The following is a 16,125-nucleotide window of genomic DNA, read 5'->3' as shown; positions in this document are numbered from 1 at the left end:
TTTTTTTCATGATGTAAAATTAAATTTGGTGCCTACTCTTGGTTCAGGTTTTCGGCTTCCCCTGCAATGAAATGCTGAGTGATGTTCTGCGCAAAACGATATTTAATGATTTCATTTCCTGTTAATACATAAAGATGCTGATCTGTAATATGAAACTGTACCTTTTTTTCCTTTTTGGGATTTGGTAGATAAAAACTTCCGATATATCCTTGTTTTACAGTTGAATAAACATCAATAATAAAAGAATTTTTCCATCGGTCCCTGTCTTCAAATTTTCCGATGAGATTTGATTCTATAAACAGCAGACCTGCATATGCAAATGCTTTTTTATTGACTTTCAATGGGGGTTTGCTCATCTTCTTTTTTCCGTCCGAAAGTTCAGAAACCTCAATCTGCGGAATGCTTATCGTATCAATGGTTTTATACTTCGCTTTGACGGTAAGATGGTCATCCATTATCAAGAGTTGGTTTTTGTAATAGTGTACATAGACAGCAGTCTGAGTGAGGGGGTCAAAATGTAGTTGTCCATCAGTATCAAAGATTCCGTCAGTGGTTTTTCCAAGAATTCCCAATTTCAGATTCAGAGGATTTTTCTGCAAAGGATTCAACAATCCTAAAGTCTGCTTTTCTGAATCTTTGAAATAAGTGCTGATTGCAAAGGCATCTTTACTGATATTCACCAATTGGCTAAAGTACGACTGTCCTAAGCTCAAGGTCTTTGCTTGATGATTTCCCAAGATTCCCTGATAGATTACAGGTACACTTCCATCATACAGATAATAATTCTGGGCATTCACTTTCAGCTGTACTCTTTTAAAATCAAAGTCGTAACGATCCGGTAGTACCCTGTTTTCGTTCGTTGCTTTAAAATTCAAATCAGTTGATGTCAGTAGAAATGGAGCGGTGTAGTTCCCAAGATATACTGAATCTTTTGAAATGCCCGCAAAGTAATAGGAGTTGATCTGAAGATTGGAACGTTTTTCTTCTGTTATCGCATGCTGTAAAAACCTTCGTGTAAAATTATTTTCCTTTTTGATCATAAATTCTGATTGTCTATACATCATAATGATTGCTGAACAACTTACTACTGATAAGACAATCAGCAGACTCACAGATTTAAAAATCTCCTGTCGTTTAGAATCTGAATATAAAATAATTGCAAAAGCAGCTATGATAACAGTGGCAATATTAAAGATCAGATGGGTTTTCCAATCCATTTTCTCTAAGATTCCACCACAAGAGCAAGGAATAAACTCGCTATAGTTCAGTATCAAGTAGATATATACAGTGAATGAAACCATCAGAACAAAAGAACTGTATAATCCGATTTTTCTGGATCTCTCAAAGATCAATAAAATACATATTGCAAGTTCAGTGACTAGAACTCCGTAAGAGATAACATTTGAAAATGCACTCAATAGGGGAGATTGTGCAATTTGGATCTGAAAATTCTCAAAATCCATCATTTTACTGATACTTGCATAGCAGAAGAGCAGTATAAAAAAATAGCTCACGAATTCTACAAATCTTGTTTTGATGGTTTTCATAATCTTAATATTTATCCTTTTCTGACTAAAATCCATTTGACATTTTTCCCACAGTAAGTGGGCATTACTTCGCCTTTTGAAATGTAAACTACAGTGCTTATCATCCCTTCAATCTCCCATTCTCCACTTTCGGTACATTTCTTTCCGGTGGTTAAGGTTACTTTGTGATTTTCCATTTTTGAAACTGTATCAGTTAAGCAGAAATCATCCTTATCAGATTGTGTCCTGCGCCATCCTCCAGTGCTGCTTATCTTTTTTCGGTTCATCATCATCACCTGTATCCATATTGTCAGAACCTTTTTCTTCTGCAATGCCATTTTGAATCCTTGCAGATTCTTTATTGCTTTGAACTTTCATATTTTGTTGTTTCTGTTCTGTTGTATTTAAATCAGACTCAGATCTTTCACAAGACTGCATAAAGAATGCAGCTGTCAGACTTAAAAGTGAGATATACTTTTTCATTTTTAGTAATGGTTTTAAAAGTTATCCCGGCCGGTTGTTGATAGTGATTAGAATTCTGATGTCGAAATTAGAAGGGTTAGGGAACTAAAAAAAACTATTGTTGCATCAATTGATACATTAAATGTCACTATTGATCAATTCTACCAACAAAATTGATTTATATGTTATTGGTAATCAGTTAATTGAACTTAGTGTAGAGTTTGAACAGGCGTTTAATTGTGTCTTTTTTATTAAATTTGAATATATCTTATCATAATGTATTATTGTAATAGAATTTTAGCACTATTGTTCACTTTTTTTGTGTTTATGACACAAGGTAAAGAGATACAACAACAATCTTACAAGGAGATTTCCCGATTGGTCGATTCCTACTCAGAGAATGACGAAAGAGCAATGGTTTTTGTCAAAATGTACATTGACAAAGCAAAAAATGACCATAACCATAAAAAACTTATCCGAGGTTACGAAGAAGCCATCTATTACAGCAAAGAAACCAGCAGAAAATTATCCTACGCTGACAGTGCCATTGTCACCGCTTTAAAATCAAATGACCAGGATCAGATCGCAAGAGCCTACGCAGGAAAAGGAATTATTTATTACTATAATCTAAGACAATATAAAAAAGCTTTAGAAGAATATCTGATAGCGTTCAAATATTCAAAAAATTCAAAAGATGGTTACCTTAAGAATAAGATCATCTATCATTTGGGAATGATCAAAAGCTATTTAGGATACTATAAATATGCAGCTTTACATTTTGAAGAGGCGGCTGATTTTTTTGAAAAAAATGCCAAAGACAGTTTAGATCGGAACATCAGGTACAATAATGAATCAGGATATTTTAACAGTATTTATCGCTTAAGCACGTGTTATAAAAATCTAAAATTATATCATAAGGAAGACTCCCTCATTAACATTGGGCTGGAAAGACTTCATAACAACAGCGAGCTTGTCATTGAGTTTGGGTACTTCCAGAAAGGAAAGGGAGCGCAGTTACTTAGAAAGGGAAAAGCAGATGAAGCTTTGAAGCATTTTAAAGTGTCTCAAGATATTCTGAGCAGCAATCAGGATTATGCATCATTGACGAGCGTCTATTTTTATATAGGGAAACTATATAGATCAAAGGGAAATAGAGCTGAATCGTTAAATTATTTTAATAAAGTTGATTCGCTGGTCAATAAATTTTGGTTTATTACCCCTGAGATCAGATCAAGTTATTTGTATCTGATCGATGATGCTAAAAAAAATGGGGATTCTGAACGGAAGATGTATTTCGGGGATCAGTTGTTAAAGGCTGACTCCATTATTAATGCTGACTTTGTGATGCTCACGGACAAAATTTATAGCGAGTATGATAAGGAGAATTTATTAGAAGAGAAGAAGCAGATGATCAGAGGTCATCAAGTTATTTTATATTCCTCCATTGGTGCAGGACTGGTAATCTTGTTTTTTTTAATTTGGAGGTTCAGGAAAAGAGAAAAGGAATTGAATGCCAGGTATCAGGAAGTGCTGGAAAAATTAAATACCTCAAAAGATACCATTAGTTTCGACGTCATAGCACCCGCTTCATCGGATGAAAACATTTTAGAGTTATACAGTTCGGAAATTATCGAGGACATCAAAACAAATCTAAAGATTTTTGAAGACGAAAAACAATTTCTTCAGCAGAATTTAACACTTGACATTGTTGCCAAAATGATAGGAAGCAACCGCACCCATTTATCGTATGTACTCAATGTACACTTTTATGTAACATTTCCAACATACCTTAAAGCTTTAAGGATAAGATATATCACCAATTTACTTGTAGAGGAAACTATATATCTTAGTTATAAAATTGAAACACTCGCCAAAATATGCGGGATGGCGAACAGGCAGATCTTCTCAGCACACTTTCTCGAGATCAACAGTATCAGGCCTAGAGATTTTATCAGAATGAGACAGGAAGAATTAAAGAAGACCTGACTTTTTTATTTTTTAGCCCGATTTTTACGTTAACAAAAAATTGAAAAACGTATGAACGGACAAAATTTTAAAAAAAAAGTGGATCAGCTTTGGAAAGATCTTACAACAGCAGTAGATCAGATCAACAGAAGTGAGAATGATATTGTTATTCGCGCAGAAGAGATTCTGATGGAAACAGACGCTTCTATAAGACAATTGAAGGACCTATTGCGCCAATATCAATTTCCGGACTGGAGTAACGAAATATATTTCTTTAAAAATACCAAACCGCAGTTCGTAGCAGTTTATATTTACTACTCCAAAGTGTTAGCTGTAGAAGCCTCAAAACCCTATGCTGATTCGCAGGCGTTAAGATCGTATTATGAAAACGAGAGATCCAATCTTTTATATTTCTATAATGAGCAAAGGGAATTTATCAGTTATTACCGTCGTAAATCGACGTACCTGGACAAAAAATATTTCGTTCGGTTCAAATTTGATTTTAAGCTAAAGCTCAGTCCGGAACTGTACAGTTATGATGAAGAATTTTCCACCTCCCACGACCATATTGTGTCTCAAATTATGGCAAATGATCTTTTAGAACAATATTTAACAAATAAAATTGATTCAAAAGACAGTAAAGAAAACTCTATCGCACATATTAAGAATCTGGAATGGACGGCTCCGAAAGTTGCTCTTATTGAGTTGTTGTATGCACTACATCAAACAAAGTGTTTTAATGGAGGCCATTCAGATCTGGCGGAAATTTTCCGTTGGGCAGAAAATTCATTAAATATTGGTTTAGGGAATTATCATAAAACACTCAGCGAAATCCGGTTAAGAAAAACGGATAGAACAAAATTTTTGTCATTGCTTCAGCAAAATTTTAATCAGTATCTGGATGACTTAGACCTATAAGAAGAATTAGTTTCTACACAAAATTCTCCAATTTCAAATAAGACCATATTCTATTTTCACCAATTAAAATTGATAACACTTTAAGCTGCCTTAACGTCGATGAACTGTTAATTCAGAGTCCCTGTAGTTTATAATTGTAGCAATGACCTATGAAATACTATTTCATAGGAATTGTAATTGTAAATCTTTCGGTAGTATCGATAAGCTACCGAAAGATCTCCTGTGTGATTTATTCATAGAGCAACTTTATATACACCATTATCAGCGAGATTTCTACTTAGACGATCGGTAAAAGTATTTCAAGCTAATTTGAATTCGATCAAGATAACTCTTAGAAATGTCGGGAAACTATAGTCATAATGGGAAGAAATAAAAAATTTATATAAATATTGAAAGATAATCCAATAAAAGTGTTGCTTATCTCAATGCATTGGAGGTTTTTTTTCCAATTTCAAAAAAAATCAGTTTAATCACCAGTAACCATTGATCTAAAACTCTGTACTCAAAGGATGTACAAGAGAATCTTTCGGTAGTACCGAGAAACTACCGAAAGATATTAAGCGTGATTTTGAAATTTTGTCGAACAAAATAATTGACAAATGGCAATATCTATTATCACCAAAGAAGACCTTCAGCAATTCAAAATTGAACTATTGGAAGGCATTGAAATATTACTCAAGGGTAAGACGACAGAGCAAAAATTATGGCTTCGGAGTTCTGAGGTCAAGAAGCTTCTTAACATATCTTCAGGAACCTTACAAAATCTGAGGATCAACGGAACATTATCGTACAGCAAGATAGGGGGCTCCCTGTATTACAATTATAAAGACATCCAAAAATTACTCTCGGATGTTAAACATTAATTTTTAATACGGAATTATGAAGAATAATAGAAATATCATCGTTTTTTTTGAGCGTGTTATTGAAGATGATCGATTGTATCCCTCTCATATCAGTATGTATGTTTCACTTTTCCAGTTCTGGAGTTTGAACCGGTTTCAGAATCCTTTTCGGATTAGCCGTGAAGATGTGATGAATTTAAGTAAGATCAGGTCAATCGCTACCTACCATAAGTGTATAAGAGAACTTTATCGTGCTGGATTTATACGGTATTCGCCAAGTTACAACTCGTACAAAGGAAGCTTGATTGAGATCATTGATTTTGACAGTGAAAAAGTAGGCGAAAAAAAAATATCTCACAATCAAAATTTCTTACCACAAGATGATATTCGGTTTTTAGTTCCGGTGTTTAATGAAGTTGAATTATATTTTACTGAACGGGATTTCCCATCTGCAGAAGCAGATCGTTTTTTCTCTTTTTATCGATCTAAAAACTGGAAATTGAGTAATGAGAAACCAATGAAATGCTGGCGAGCTGCTGCAAGGAATTGGATTTCTGCATTGAAAAACGCTATAAATTAAGAACAAATGAAGAATATAGATCCCAAAACTCCGATATGGCGACTAACTGTTGAAGAATTTTTAGAGGTTTCCAAAAATATTAATTCTGAAAAAAAATATGAATTTGGATTGAAAGGTCTGGCAAAAATGTTGGGATGTTCTATTTCGAAAGCCTCGGAAATAAAATCTTCAGGACTGTTAGATGATGCCATCATTCAAAACGGAAACATTATCATCATTGATAAAGAAAAGGCATTAACGCTTTTTGCACAAAAATAAATATGCATTACCTTGAATTAATTCAGCGGTTTTGGGATTTTAACCAAAGAACATCAATTGGAACAACGGGAATTTCAATGTACTTATACCTACTGAAAATTGGTTCTGACAATCACTCTTGTGATTTTCAAATTTCTGATGTTGTAATAAGTATAGAATTAGGAGTCACTCGAAAAACGGTAAAATCCACTAAAGAAAAACTCCGGAAATTAGGATTAATTCAATACCAAACAACGAGCGGACTGGCGTGTAAATACAGGTTAATAGGAGATTATCCTTCACAAATTTCTAGCCCTGAAATGGTAAGTAAAGAAGAAATTGGAAAGGAGGAATCTATTCAAAAAACAGTAGAATCCGGAGTTTCATTACTTACAGATCGTCCCGTTCAAAATCTTTCTGACAACACCAATGATCAGAAAATTGAAAGCCATTTATCGCAATCGATACAATCCTTACAACCACAACCAACAACTCAAGAAGGGAACCATGAAAATATTCCGTCTTTGGAAGTATTTATGACGTATGCGGAAACATTAAAAATTTACGAGCCTGAGTTAGATACTGAAATACAATCGAAATATGAGAATTGGAAAAAGAATGGCTGGAAAAATAGTTCTGATAGACCCATTACCAATTGGAAATCTTCATTGAAAAGTACGTTACCTTTTATGAAAAGTCAAACGGAAAGCCATCAACTTTCACTTCAATCCATTCCGGATATAAAACGTCCAAAATCCCAAAACGGCAACCTTTGAAACCTAAGCAAATGTTTAGGATAAAAACATACTAAAAAAATAAGAATAATGAAAATATCAGATTTAAAACCCGGCCAAAAAGTAACCATCAACGGAATGCTTGCCGAATACAAAGGAATTCAAAAAGTGAAGATCCCAAATTCGGTAAAGCCGAGAAAAGGGTCTTTCAAGGTGAAGGAATTAATCTTTACAAATATTACAGTATTGCGAACGGTACTAAAACGCTCGAAAGCGAGAAAATCAAGTTGATATAAAATTACAAATCGATTAATCAATTTAGAATATAAGGAAGGAAAATAAAGATTGAAATTTTAAAACAAATTGAAGCATTATTATGGCTGTACCGGAAAAGGATTTACGGTTGATCCGCAAGAATTTTGAAAATAGTAATGAAGTAAATCCTGAGAGAATTCGTTTGGGAAACCATTTCGTGGACGATTTCATTTTCGAAGGTCACGAGGCTGCGGATATTCCCATCAATGCGCTTAGGGTGATATTTAATATTGTCTCTACCATCAGTAATGAGCAATTTCGTCCGGAAGACCGACCTAAACAACTTTCCTTATTCGATGAAGAGTTTGAAACCGAGAACAATATTTTCGCTTCCATAAAAATCAGGAACAATAAAATTTCGCCAAGCGGATCTACAAAGCAGGTAGTAGATGCTTATGAATTTCTTACGAAGTTCAAAATGAGCTGGTATAAATCCACTAATTCCAAAGGCAAGGAAATCAAAACTTTTGGTGGACTAATTTCTATACCTAGTTATGACCAAAGAGGTTACACCACGTTTCTAATCAGTAGTTATTGGCTTAAAAAACTGATGGTTATTCCGGAATACAATTACGTTTTGTACAATTTGGTGTACAATATCAGGAACAATAAGCATATTATTTTCGCTATCTGGCTTGCAAAACTGCCTGACAACGGAGCTGTTTTAAAACTCTCAACACTAAACAAGAAATTTGGATTGAAGTATAAAACTTCCAAGGATTTTTGCTTCAAATTTTTAAAACTTGCAAGAATCAGTTTGAATAGATTTAATACGCTTTCCTTCAATTACAAGTACAGAGGAGATTCAATTTTTATTATTCCTTATTTAACCAAAACTATTTTGAACAGCAATTTATCTCAAAACACAAGAGAACAACTGGAATCAAGCGAAGCGTATCTTGACCATAGTGAAAAAATTGCCCAAAGATTAAGTTACATCAAAAAAAGATATGGTCTGCACGAAAATGAAATGCTCCAGTTTTCCCATCAATACAGAAACGTTCCACAAACCAGAGTATTGATAGAAAAAGCATTCAAAGAATTTATCCGAACGGCTCGATTGAAAGAAATTAAATCTACGGAATTTCAAGGAAAATTATTTCTGAATGAAATTCAGGAACATCTCATACAAATTTATCGGCGTACAAAAATGGGAGAATTATTACCAAATGGTTACCCGATAATTATTTGATTTCGGAATTGCGCTCACCCGGAAATCGGAATTGCGGTCACTGAGGTTAAGAAAATGTTAAAATCACGAAATTTTTGATTGAGATTTCGGAATTGCGCTCACTCCGAAATTCAAAACCCACTAGAAATATGGATAACCATAAAAAAATGTGGATAACTACGAGTGCAGTATTAAAAATGAATGAAAATAGAAGGTTGCATTCGGAATTGCACTCACCCGAAAACTGTTGTTTTTTCGGAATTGCGGTCACTCTACTTTCGGAATTGCGCTCACCAGAATTCGGAATTGCGCTCACCGAAAAAACGGCTCAAAACCTTTGCCATAAGAGGATGCAATGCCTCATTAAAAGTATATTAAAAGTAATTAAAAAGTCTTTTTTTTATTAAAAACGAAAATGTGGATAAAAAATTTGCTTTAAAAAGAAAAAAAATGAATTGCGAAGAAGTAAAAGAAAAATTGAGTATAAGAACAGTTTTGGAATCGTTCAGCCTTTTTCCTGCAAAAGAAAATCGGAAAACTGCATTTTACTTTGCGCTTGACAGGGAGGAAAAAATCCCGAGTTTGTCTGTTGATTTTGTGAAAAATAAAGCATTTGATTTTGGAACCGGGAAAAGTTATGATGTGATTTCAATCGTTCAGCAAATGAATCGATGTTCAGTTTCTGATGCTTTGAAGTATCTTGAAAAATTTGACTTCTCAGTTCAAAGTAATACTCAGATTGAAGAAGCTGTCCAAAGCAAAAATTATCAAATCGTAAAAGTAAACGAAATTCAGCACCCCGCTTTAATCCAATATTTAAAATCCCGAAAAGTTTGTGAACAAAAAGATTTGGTAAAAGAAATTGAGTATATGTTGAATGGTAAGAAATATTTCGGAATTGGCTTTTTTAATAATTCAGGAGGAGTTGAAATCCGAAGTAAATATTCAAAGATATGTTTGGGCAAAAAAGATTTCACTTTGAAAAAAAATAATTTGAATACTTCCAATGACATTGTAGTTTTTGAAGGTTTTTTTGATTATCTGACTTTTAAAAATTTGGAAAGTGCAGAAAGTTCAATTTCAGATTGTTTGATTCTCAATTCTACAGCAATGCTTTTTAAAGTTGAAGAATCGTTGAAAGAATATGATAGAATTTCACTTTTCTTGGACAATGACCCAAATGGAAATGCAACTAAAGAAACTATTCAAAAAAAGTATAAAAATGTAGAAGATTGTTCTTTGGTGTACAAGGATTTTATAGATTTGAATGAATGGTTTTGTATGAATACTACGGAAAATAAATTTTAATTTAGGCGTTCATTATTTTTATTCCGTCAAAGAAATAATTCAAAATATATTTATCAAATTCGTCCAAATTACTTGTTGTTTCAATAGTCATTTTTTTTCCTATTTCGTTAAATTTTTCAACTACTTTATGTATGGTTAAATCACTATCATAGAAGTCAATAACTTTAGATTCGTGAATTTTTTTTGAAATCATTCTAGGCAAACCATATTCTTCAAGTTGGAATACAACTTTAGGTAGAAATGCGTTTGAACACCACTTTATGAATTTAGAAATATCATATTGCTTATTTTTTAAAATTCGTTTTTGTAACGTATTTAAATCATTTAAAAGTGCTGAAAATTTATATGTGACATTTCTTTCTAGTAGAAAAAAAGTATCAATCCCAACATCATAATCTTCAAGTTCTTTTAGCAGTTCGGGAATAGATTTAGTCCAATTGTAAGCCATTATTTTTATAAATTCGACAAAGGTTTTATAGCTACAATCCCAGTTTCCTGGTTGTAACTTTATCACTTTATAAAGAAGTCTATCCCAATTTTCAGGCTTAAATTCATTCAAGTAATATAAGCCATTCCATTCGTCAGGATTTTTAGTCAAATCAATTGCTATGGCCTTTATCAAATCAGAGTTACTCGATTGAAAAATGGATTCTGATTTTAGTTCTTCATAAACTTTAGCTCCAACAAGCTCAGCCATTTCATCATTATAGAATTTTAATTTTGCAACTTGCTCTTTAGTTAATAATCCATCATATTTTGATTCTTCTAAATCTCCTAGTATTTCATCTGGAAAGGGAATGCTTAATTGAGTTAAGCCTTCTTCTGGTGGTTGTTCTAAAATGTAAATCTTACCTATAAAGTGCTTAAACATTCTGCCACCTCTTCCAATAATATTTTTATAAGTGAAATCGTCCAATTTTGCACTTCCTTTTCTATTTCTCCAAATTATCACGTTTTCAGCAGATGTATTAACGCCTTCTATGATTGAAGATGTTGAAATTAAATTTCGTATTCCCTCTCCTTCTTCAAATAGTTTTACTTGGATTTGACTTAAAGAACGATGTAGTCGGCCATTGTGAACGCCAATTTCGCGACTAACTAACTTTGTTAAGCTCCAATTGAAATCATAATTCTTAGAAAGCCAATTTGCAAACATTTCAAGAAGTTCATTTTTAACTGGCTCATATGTCGCAAGAAATAAAATAGTTAGGCTATCTATATTGGAATATGTACCAGCATAAATCAGAGATTTTCCTTTATTTTTAGCTAGGATTTCTAAGAGTACTTCGCTTTTTTCATCATTATTCTTGATTTGATTATATAGTTCGTGTTTCTCTAGAAAAACGGTATTAAAATCAAGCCTTATAAATTCCATATCGTCTGTAAATGGATTGTTTTCTAATGACGTGATATTTGGAGCTAAATAATACTTTTGATTTGATTTTGCTCCAAGTTTAATCATCGCTCTAATTAAACTTGGCGACCTTTCTTTATCAAATTTACTACTGGCTTTATAGAATTCATCAACTATCATAATGTCAAATGACTCCACGATGTTAATGTAATTCATAGCTCTTTCCTGTGGAAATATGAATATGTTTTTATCTGACAATTCAACATCGGAGGTTGTTATGATTTTATACTCGTGAGCGAATTTTTTATATAATCGTCTTCTAGTTTCATCTGTTAGTGCTAATGTTGGAACTATTATTAAAACATTATTTGGTTTTTTAATTTTAATATACGCATCAATTACAAAGCTTTTACCGAAACTTGTTGGTGCACTTACAGCAATATTTTTTCCTTCCAAAAGCTTTTTAAGTAAAAAAGATTGTTCTCTATGTAGAGTTAAGGGATTTTCTTCGCCGACATCAACTTTAAAGGCATTATAGATAAATCTTTCTTCCCAATTAGAGGTTTCTAACTCTAAGTATGGAAAAAGACCTGTTTCTCTTATTAAATGGTTAACTAATGGATTGTAAGCTAATTGATTAGTATTGTGATAATCTAACAATTTAATGAGCTCTTGTCTTGCTTCATTTTCTTGGTTATCGATTAAAAGTCCATTAATTATATGGCATCTGTCAAAAACTTGTTCTTGCATAACTAATCTCTATAAGCTTTAGCGATTTGAATAAATTTATCTACGACTTTTTCCTTGTCTGCAATTGGAAATAAAATTATGTGAAAATTAATTTTTTCATATAAATGTACGTCAGCACATTTCTGAATTTGTTTCTTAAAATATTGAGTTGCTCTGTCTTTGTGATAATCAATAATACCTTGTTTATATTCTGCGGTCAAACTTGTTCCAAGTTTTGTTTGTTCGCATTCATATAACAATAATATTGGAATGTTCAATATTGGCTTTATGTTGTCAATTGATTCCTCTTGTGAAAGACTAGCTTTTATTTTAATTCTCAAATCTTCAGAAATTTCATCAAAATCATTGATATCACTTAAATTCGTTATTATGCTATTCTCTTTTTTGATTTTATCTAGACTTATAGAGTCTTTTACAGAAGCAACAATTGTATCTAACCTTGCATTTTCTATACTGTTATAAAATTTTGATTCCCCAAACCATAATGAAAAAGAATCTTCTGACTCTACAACAATATGAACGCTATCTGAACCTTTAGCTTCATCTTTTAGATTTTGCTTGTAAAAAATTTTAGGGACAATTGGCAATGCAGAATAGTGATTTTTCATTATTCCGTAAAGTACAATTTCTGCAATCTCACTACCTCTTCCAATTGCATCAACAGACTCAATTAAACGTAATTTTTTTGCAGATTCTGTTAAAATAGAGCCTTCTCCATCATCCAAAAGTGCTTTCCTTTCACTATGACTTAATGCAGTTTCCTTTATGTTGTTCCATATGAATTTTTGAAATTTATCATATCTCCATTCGCCGTTTTCAAAATCGTTAATTATTCCAAGAACTGATTTGTTGTTGGTGATTTTTAAAGTGTCGTCTAATTTGACGTCATCAAAAATTTCATTTAGTAGAATTTCAAATTTCATTCATAGTGTATTTTATTATGATTTATAGCTCATAGAAATATATCAAAGGCAAAAAACTAGTCAATTTAAAAATCAACATTGATTTTTATTATGATGGTAAGTATTTGAATATTCATAAATCTAGCTGTCTATTTGTGATTTTGACAAATATAATCAAAGCAAGTGAGAGAAAATTAAGGAAATCCGTAAAATAACAATAAACTCCATAAAAATTATCAAAAAGTATTTTTATTCAGGAATTATTAACCCAAAATTAAACGAATATTGCAATTCAAATCATTAGACAAACTAATTATCGAATGTTTTATTTTGATTTTACCGGCGTTAAAACCGTCTATTTAATCACTTCTAACTGATGTTTGGCTTTTTACTATTGCAAATGTAGGACAGCATCATTCACCTAAAAAAATATTTTTGGGTTTCTATAAAAATTCTCTCCACAAGTTCCAATAATTTTTTCAGACACTCCTGAATCCTGCGGACAAAAATATTTCGAGCCACAATCCTCCAATGCTTTGGAGGATTGTGGTTTTATATGCCTGATACTTTCCTATGATCATCGGCAAAGAAAAAGACGGAACCTCAGTTATACGAATCAATTAAATCGCAGACGGTCTTTGACATCATCGGAAAAAACAACAAAATTAAACAACAAATAATTCTGCTTTTCCAATTAGATATAAGCAGAGAAAGAAAAAAAACGAGTGTCCTCGAAACCAAATCAATCAAATCGAAAATTTTAACAAACTCGAAAATAATTATTAACAATCAAAAATTAACATTATGAACATCGTAGGCAGAATTACAAAAAACGCAGAAATCAACACTTTAAAAAATGACAAACAGGTCGTAAATTTTTCAGTAGTCATCAATGACAGATTTAAAACCAAACAAGGCGAAGTAAGAGAACAGACCACTTACTATAACTGCTCCTATTGGCTAAGTGCCAACGTAGCTAAGATTTTAACGAAGGGAACATTAGTAGAGCTTACAGGCAGAGCAAGTGCGAGTGCGTGGATTGGAAAAGATGGAGAAATAAAATCGGGGTTGAATTTCCATACTTCAAACATCAAATTACACGGAGGTGGAAAAAAGTCTGACACAGATGAACAAACAGTTTCACAACCACAAAAATCTAATGGTTTTGCGGAAGATACAGAAGATGATTTACCATTTTAATCTTTAAACCTTAAATCAAATATTATGGCAAATTGGTGCAACAATAAAGTAACATTCTATGGAGATAAGGACAGTTTGAACAAAGTTTTGGATTTGTTTCAAGAAATGATTGAAAAGGAAAGTAAAGGAAATATCGGGCAGTTACCCGATTTTATTGAGAGCAAAAACGGTTACTTCTTTGAAATTTATCGTAATGAGACTGATGAATGTTCCTTCCATTATGAGACAAGATGGTCTCCAAATATTGAAGCATTATGGATGATTGCAAATCATTACAATGTCGGATTTGTATTGGATTATGAAGAATCTGGCTGTATGGTTTACGGCAAGACCATTTACGAAAACGAAATCTTACAGGATTATTTTCTCAATCAATGTGACTTTCAAGACTGCATCTACAATGTAGACACAGATTGTTATGAATTTGAGGGTACAAGTTATGAGTACAAAGATGAGATTATGAGAATCCTATTAAAAAGGAAAATAAATAATAACAAACGAAAAATTGCATAAATGAAAACATCACTTCAACAAACAGAATATTTACTGATAAAAACAATGACCAACAGCGAATGGGATAATGGCGATTTTGCCATTATCCACATTACGGGAGAATGGAAAGAAACCCAAAAGAAAAGGCTCAAATCCGTAAAACCTTTGGAAAATGACTATGATTTAAAATGGCTGAATTATGCTGACACTAATGTCGAATTTTTCAGATTTTCGGAGGAGACACATCCTGAAATAGAAGAATGGCTTTCTGAAAAAGACAGCGTTTTCATTGAATTGGAAACTGATGAATTAAAAAAGCTCTTTCAATCCGAGAATAATCTGAACTGTTATCAAATGCAGGTATTCAAGAATGGAAACGCCATTTATAATGCTTTTGGGAAACATACAGGGGAAGAATTTTGGACTAAAGAATTTTCATTATGGGAATTGACAAAATAATTCAAGGTCTAAATCTAAAACTTATAATTCAAAATCTAAAATCAAAGTATTATGCAAACCAATTTTTTCAGACAGATAGCCAAACTCAATCTTAAAGGCGATTTACAAATCACACTCCGACAATCAACAGAAAATAGTTTCGTTCTTTCCGTATTGCTCAACAATGAGCAATGCGCAGACGAGGCAAGGAAAACGATTCCGCCCCTTAATTTGAGGGGGACAGCGGAAGATTTGGACAATGGATTTTTTGAGAATATTTCCACTCCATTACAAACCGCATCGGGTTTAATGGTAGATATGGAAAGTTTTATGAAACAGGTCGAAGAAGCCAAGAAAAAATCGGCAATGGAGAAAGAGAAATCTGATAAGGAGAAAAAAGAAAAGGAAGCCAAAGATAAAAAGTACGGCGAAGCCTTACAGAAAGCTGAAGAGCTCGAAAAGGAGGGCAAATATAAAGAGGCGTGGTCTGCACTTCCGAAAGGTTCTGAATTTCCCGAATATGCTGAGAAAATTTGCAAAAAGCAGGATGAATACGAAAGACATTTTGCCCCAAGTCTTTTCACTGAAAATCAATCTCAATCAACCGAAATTTAACCTAAAAATCAAAGATTATGTTACTTGCAACCCTATTAGACCGAGTTTTTATACTCAAAGATAACGTACAGGAAATACGTTTACCTGACCCTGAACCAAAATGGAGCGTAGAAGCCGTAATGAATTTTTACGCCAATACATACCCGATTCTGACCACTTCAAAAATTTCAGCACCGAAAATCAAAGATGATGCAGTTGAATACCAATTTGAAAGTGTGATGGGAACAAAAGGATAAAAGGTAACGGCTTTTAGCTTATCGAAAAATGAAATGTTAAAAGCCGTCCGCCAAAAGCTTTTGCTTAAAGGTTATTAAAT

19 protein-coding genes are annotated in these 16,125 nt (G+C 32.8%); 14 read left to right on the top strand and 5 right to left on the bottom strand.

The genetic code is table 11. The annotated features are described in order from the left end of the window. Window positions 1-32: 32 nt before the first annotated feature. The 3 genes from RTX21_RS08505 to RTX21_RS08495 are packed head-to-tail and all read right to left on the bottom strand — an operon-like array spanning window position 33 to window position 2,009. Window positions 33-1,547, bottom strand: coding sequence for a MauE/DoxX family redox-associated membrane protein (locus tag RTX21_RS08505; protein ID WP_312766823.1), 1,515 nt, complete (start codon window positions 1,545-1,547; stop codon window positions 33-35). Window positions 1,548-1,558: 11 nt separating this feature from the next. Beyond that, window positions 1,559-1,723 carry a hypothetical protein gene (locus RTX21_RS08500; protein WP_168638738.1) on the bottom strand — a complete coding sequence of 55 codons (165 nt, stop codon included), beginning with the start codon at window positions 1,721-1,723 and terminating at the stop codon, window positions 1,559-1,561. A 37-nt stretch (window positions 1,724-1,760) separates the two neighbouring features. Beyond that, complete coding sequence (locus RTX21_RS08495) at window positions 1,761-2,009, bottom strand: hypothetical protein (protein ID WP_066439464.1); 249 nt, start codon at window positions 2,007-2,009, stop codon at window positions 1,761-1,763. A gap of 306 nt (window positions 2,010-2,315) precedes the next feature. On the opposite strand from RTX21_RS08495, the gene RTX21_RS08490 reads away from it, so the two are divergent. The 9 genes from RTX21_RS08490 (at window position 2,316) to RTX21_RS08450 (ending at window position 10,058) form a co-directional block, all read left to right on the top strand. After that, a complete protein-coding gene (locus RTX21_RS08490; RefSeq protein WP_312766822.1) occupies window positions 2,316-3,974 on the top strand; it encodes a hypothetical protein in 1,659 nt (552 codons plus the stop codon). Window positions 3,975-4,025: 51 nt separating this feature from the next. Continuing rightward, on the top strand, window positions 4,026-4,871 hold the full coding sequence (locus tag RTX21_RS08485; RefSeq protein ID WP_066439468.1) for an RteC domain-containing protein: 846 nt from the start codon (window positions 4,026-4,028) through the stop codon (window positions 4,869-4,871). 599 nt (window positions 4,872-5,470) lie between these two features. Next, window positions 5,471-5,734: a helix-turn-helix domain-containing protein gene (locus tag RTX21_RS08480; protein ID WP_066439470.1), complete on the top strand. Its 264-nt coding sequence runs from the start codon at window positions 5,471-5,473 to the stop codon at window positions 5,732-5,734. 16 nt (window positions 5,735-5,750) lie between these two features. Further along, on the top strand, window positions 5,751-6,293 hold the full coding sequence (locus RTX21_RS08475; RefSeq protein ID WP_066439471.1) for a hypothetical protein: 543 nt from the start codon (window positions 5,751-5,753) through the stop codon (window positions 6,291-6,293). A 6-nt stretch (window positions 6,294-6,299) separates the two neighbouring features. Then, window positions 6,300-6,551, top strand: coding sequence for a DUF3853 family protein (locus tag RTX21_RS08470; RefSeq protein WP_066439472.1), 252 nt, complete (start codon window positions 6,300-6,302; stop codon window positions 6,549-6,551). A 77-nt stretch (window positions 6,552-6,628) separates the two neighbouring features. Then, complete coding sequence (locus RTX21_RS08465; protein ID WP_312766818.1) at window positions 6,629-7,306, top strand: hypothetical protein; 678 nt, start codon at window positions 6,629-6,631, stop codon at window positions 7,304-7,306. A 48-nt stretch (window positions 7,307-7,354) separates the two neighbouring features. After that, on the top strand, window positions 7,355-7,555 hold the full coding sequence (locus RTX21_RS08460; RefSeq protein WP_066439474.1) for a hypothetical protein: 201 nt from the start codon (window positions 7,355-7,357) through the stop codon (window positions 7,553-7,555). Between the two features lie 85 nt (window positions 7,556-7,640). After that, complete coding sequence (locus tag RTX21_RS08455) at window positions 7,641-8,771, top strand: hypothetical protein (protein ID WP_066439476.1); 1,131 nt, start codon at window positions 7,641-7,643, stop codon at window positions 8,769-8,771. 429 nt (window positions 8,772-9,200) lie between these two features. After that, complete coding sequence (locus RTX21_RS08450; protein ID WP_312766816.1) at window positions 9,201-10,058, top strand: toprim domain-containing protein; 858 nt, start codon at window positions 9,201-9,203, stop codon at window positions 10,056-10,058. A gap of 1 nt (window position 10,059) precedes the next feature. On the opposite strand, the gene RTX21_RS08445 is transcribed toward RTX21_RS08450, so the two are convergent. Beyond that, window positions 10,060-12,162, bottom strand: coding sequence for a DEAD/DEAH box helicase (locus RTX21_RS08445; RefSeq protein ID WP_312766815.1), 2,103 nt, complete (start codon window positions 12,160-12,162; stop codon window positions 10,060-10,062). A 2-nt stretch (window positions 12,163-12,164) separates the two neighbouring features. Then, on the bottom strand, window positions 12,165-13,085 hold the full coding sequence (locus tag RTX21_RS08440; protein ID WP_034975984.1) for a DUF1837 domain-containing protein: 921 nt from the start codon (window positions 13,083-13,085) through the stop codon (window positions 12,165-12,167). Between the two features lie 783 nt (window positions 13,086-13,868). Between RTX21_RS08440 and RTX21_RS08435 the strand changes: the two genes are divergently transcribed. Genes RTX21_RS08435 through RTX21_RS08415 form a run of 5 tightly spaced genes read left to right on the top strand, consistent with a single transcriptional unit; the run spans window position 13,869 to window position 16,045 of the window. Continuing rightward, on the top strand, window positions 13,869-14,264 hold the full coding sequence (locus RTX21_RS08435) for a single-stranded DNA-binding protein (protein ID WP_066439484.1): 396 nt from the start codon (window positions 13,869-13,871) through the stop codon (window positions 14,262-14,264). 24 nt (window positions 14,265-14,288) lie between these two features. Then, window positions 14,289-14,777, top strand: coding sequence for a hypothetical protein (locus RTX21_RS08430; protein ID WP_066439485.1), 489 nt, complete (start codon window positions 14,289-14,291; stop codon window positions 14,775-14,777). Next, window positions 14,778-15,215: a hypothetical protein gene (locus RTX21_RS08425; RefSeq protein WP_312766814.1), complete on the top strand. Its 438-nt coding sequence runs from the start codon at window positions 14,778-14,780 to the stop codon at window positions 15,213-15,215. 51 nt (window positions 15,216-15,266) lie between these two features. Further along, the gene (locus RTX21_RS08420) at window positions 15,267-15,809 is read left to right on the top strand and encodes a PRTRC system protein E (protein ID WP_066439488.1); all 543 of its coding nucleotides are present in this window, start codon (window positions 15,267-15,269) and stop codon (window positions 15,807-15,809) included. Between the two features lie 17 nt (window positions 15,810-15,826). Further along, complete coding sequence (locus RTX21_RS08415) at window positions 15,827-16,045, top strand: PRTRC system protein C (protein ID WP_066439490.1); 219 nt, start codon at window positions 15,827-15,829, stop codon at window positions 16,043-16,045. Window positions 16,046-16,125: the final 80 nt, after the last annotated feature.

The organism is Epilithonimonas sp. (assembly GCF_032054305.1).
Classification (GTDB): domain Bacteria; phylum Bacteroidota; class Bacteroidia; order Flavobacteriales; family Weeksellaceae; genus Epilithonimonas.
This window is presented reverse-complemented; position numbering and strand designations above follow the sequence as displayed.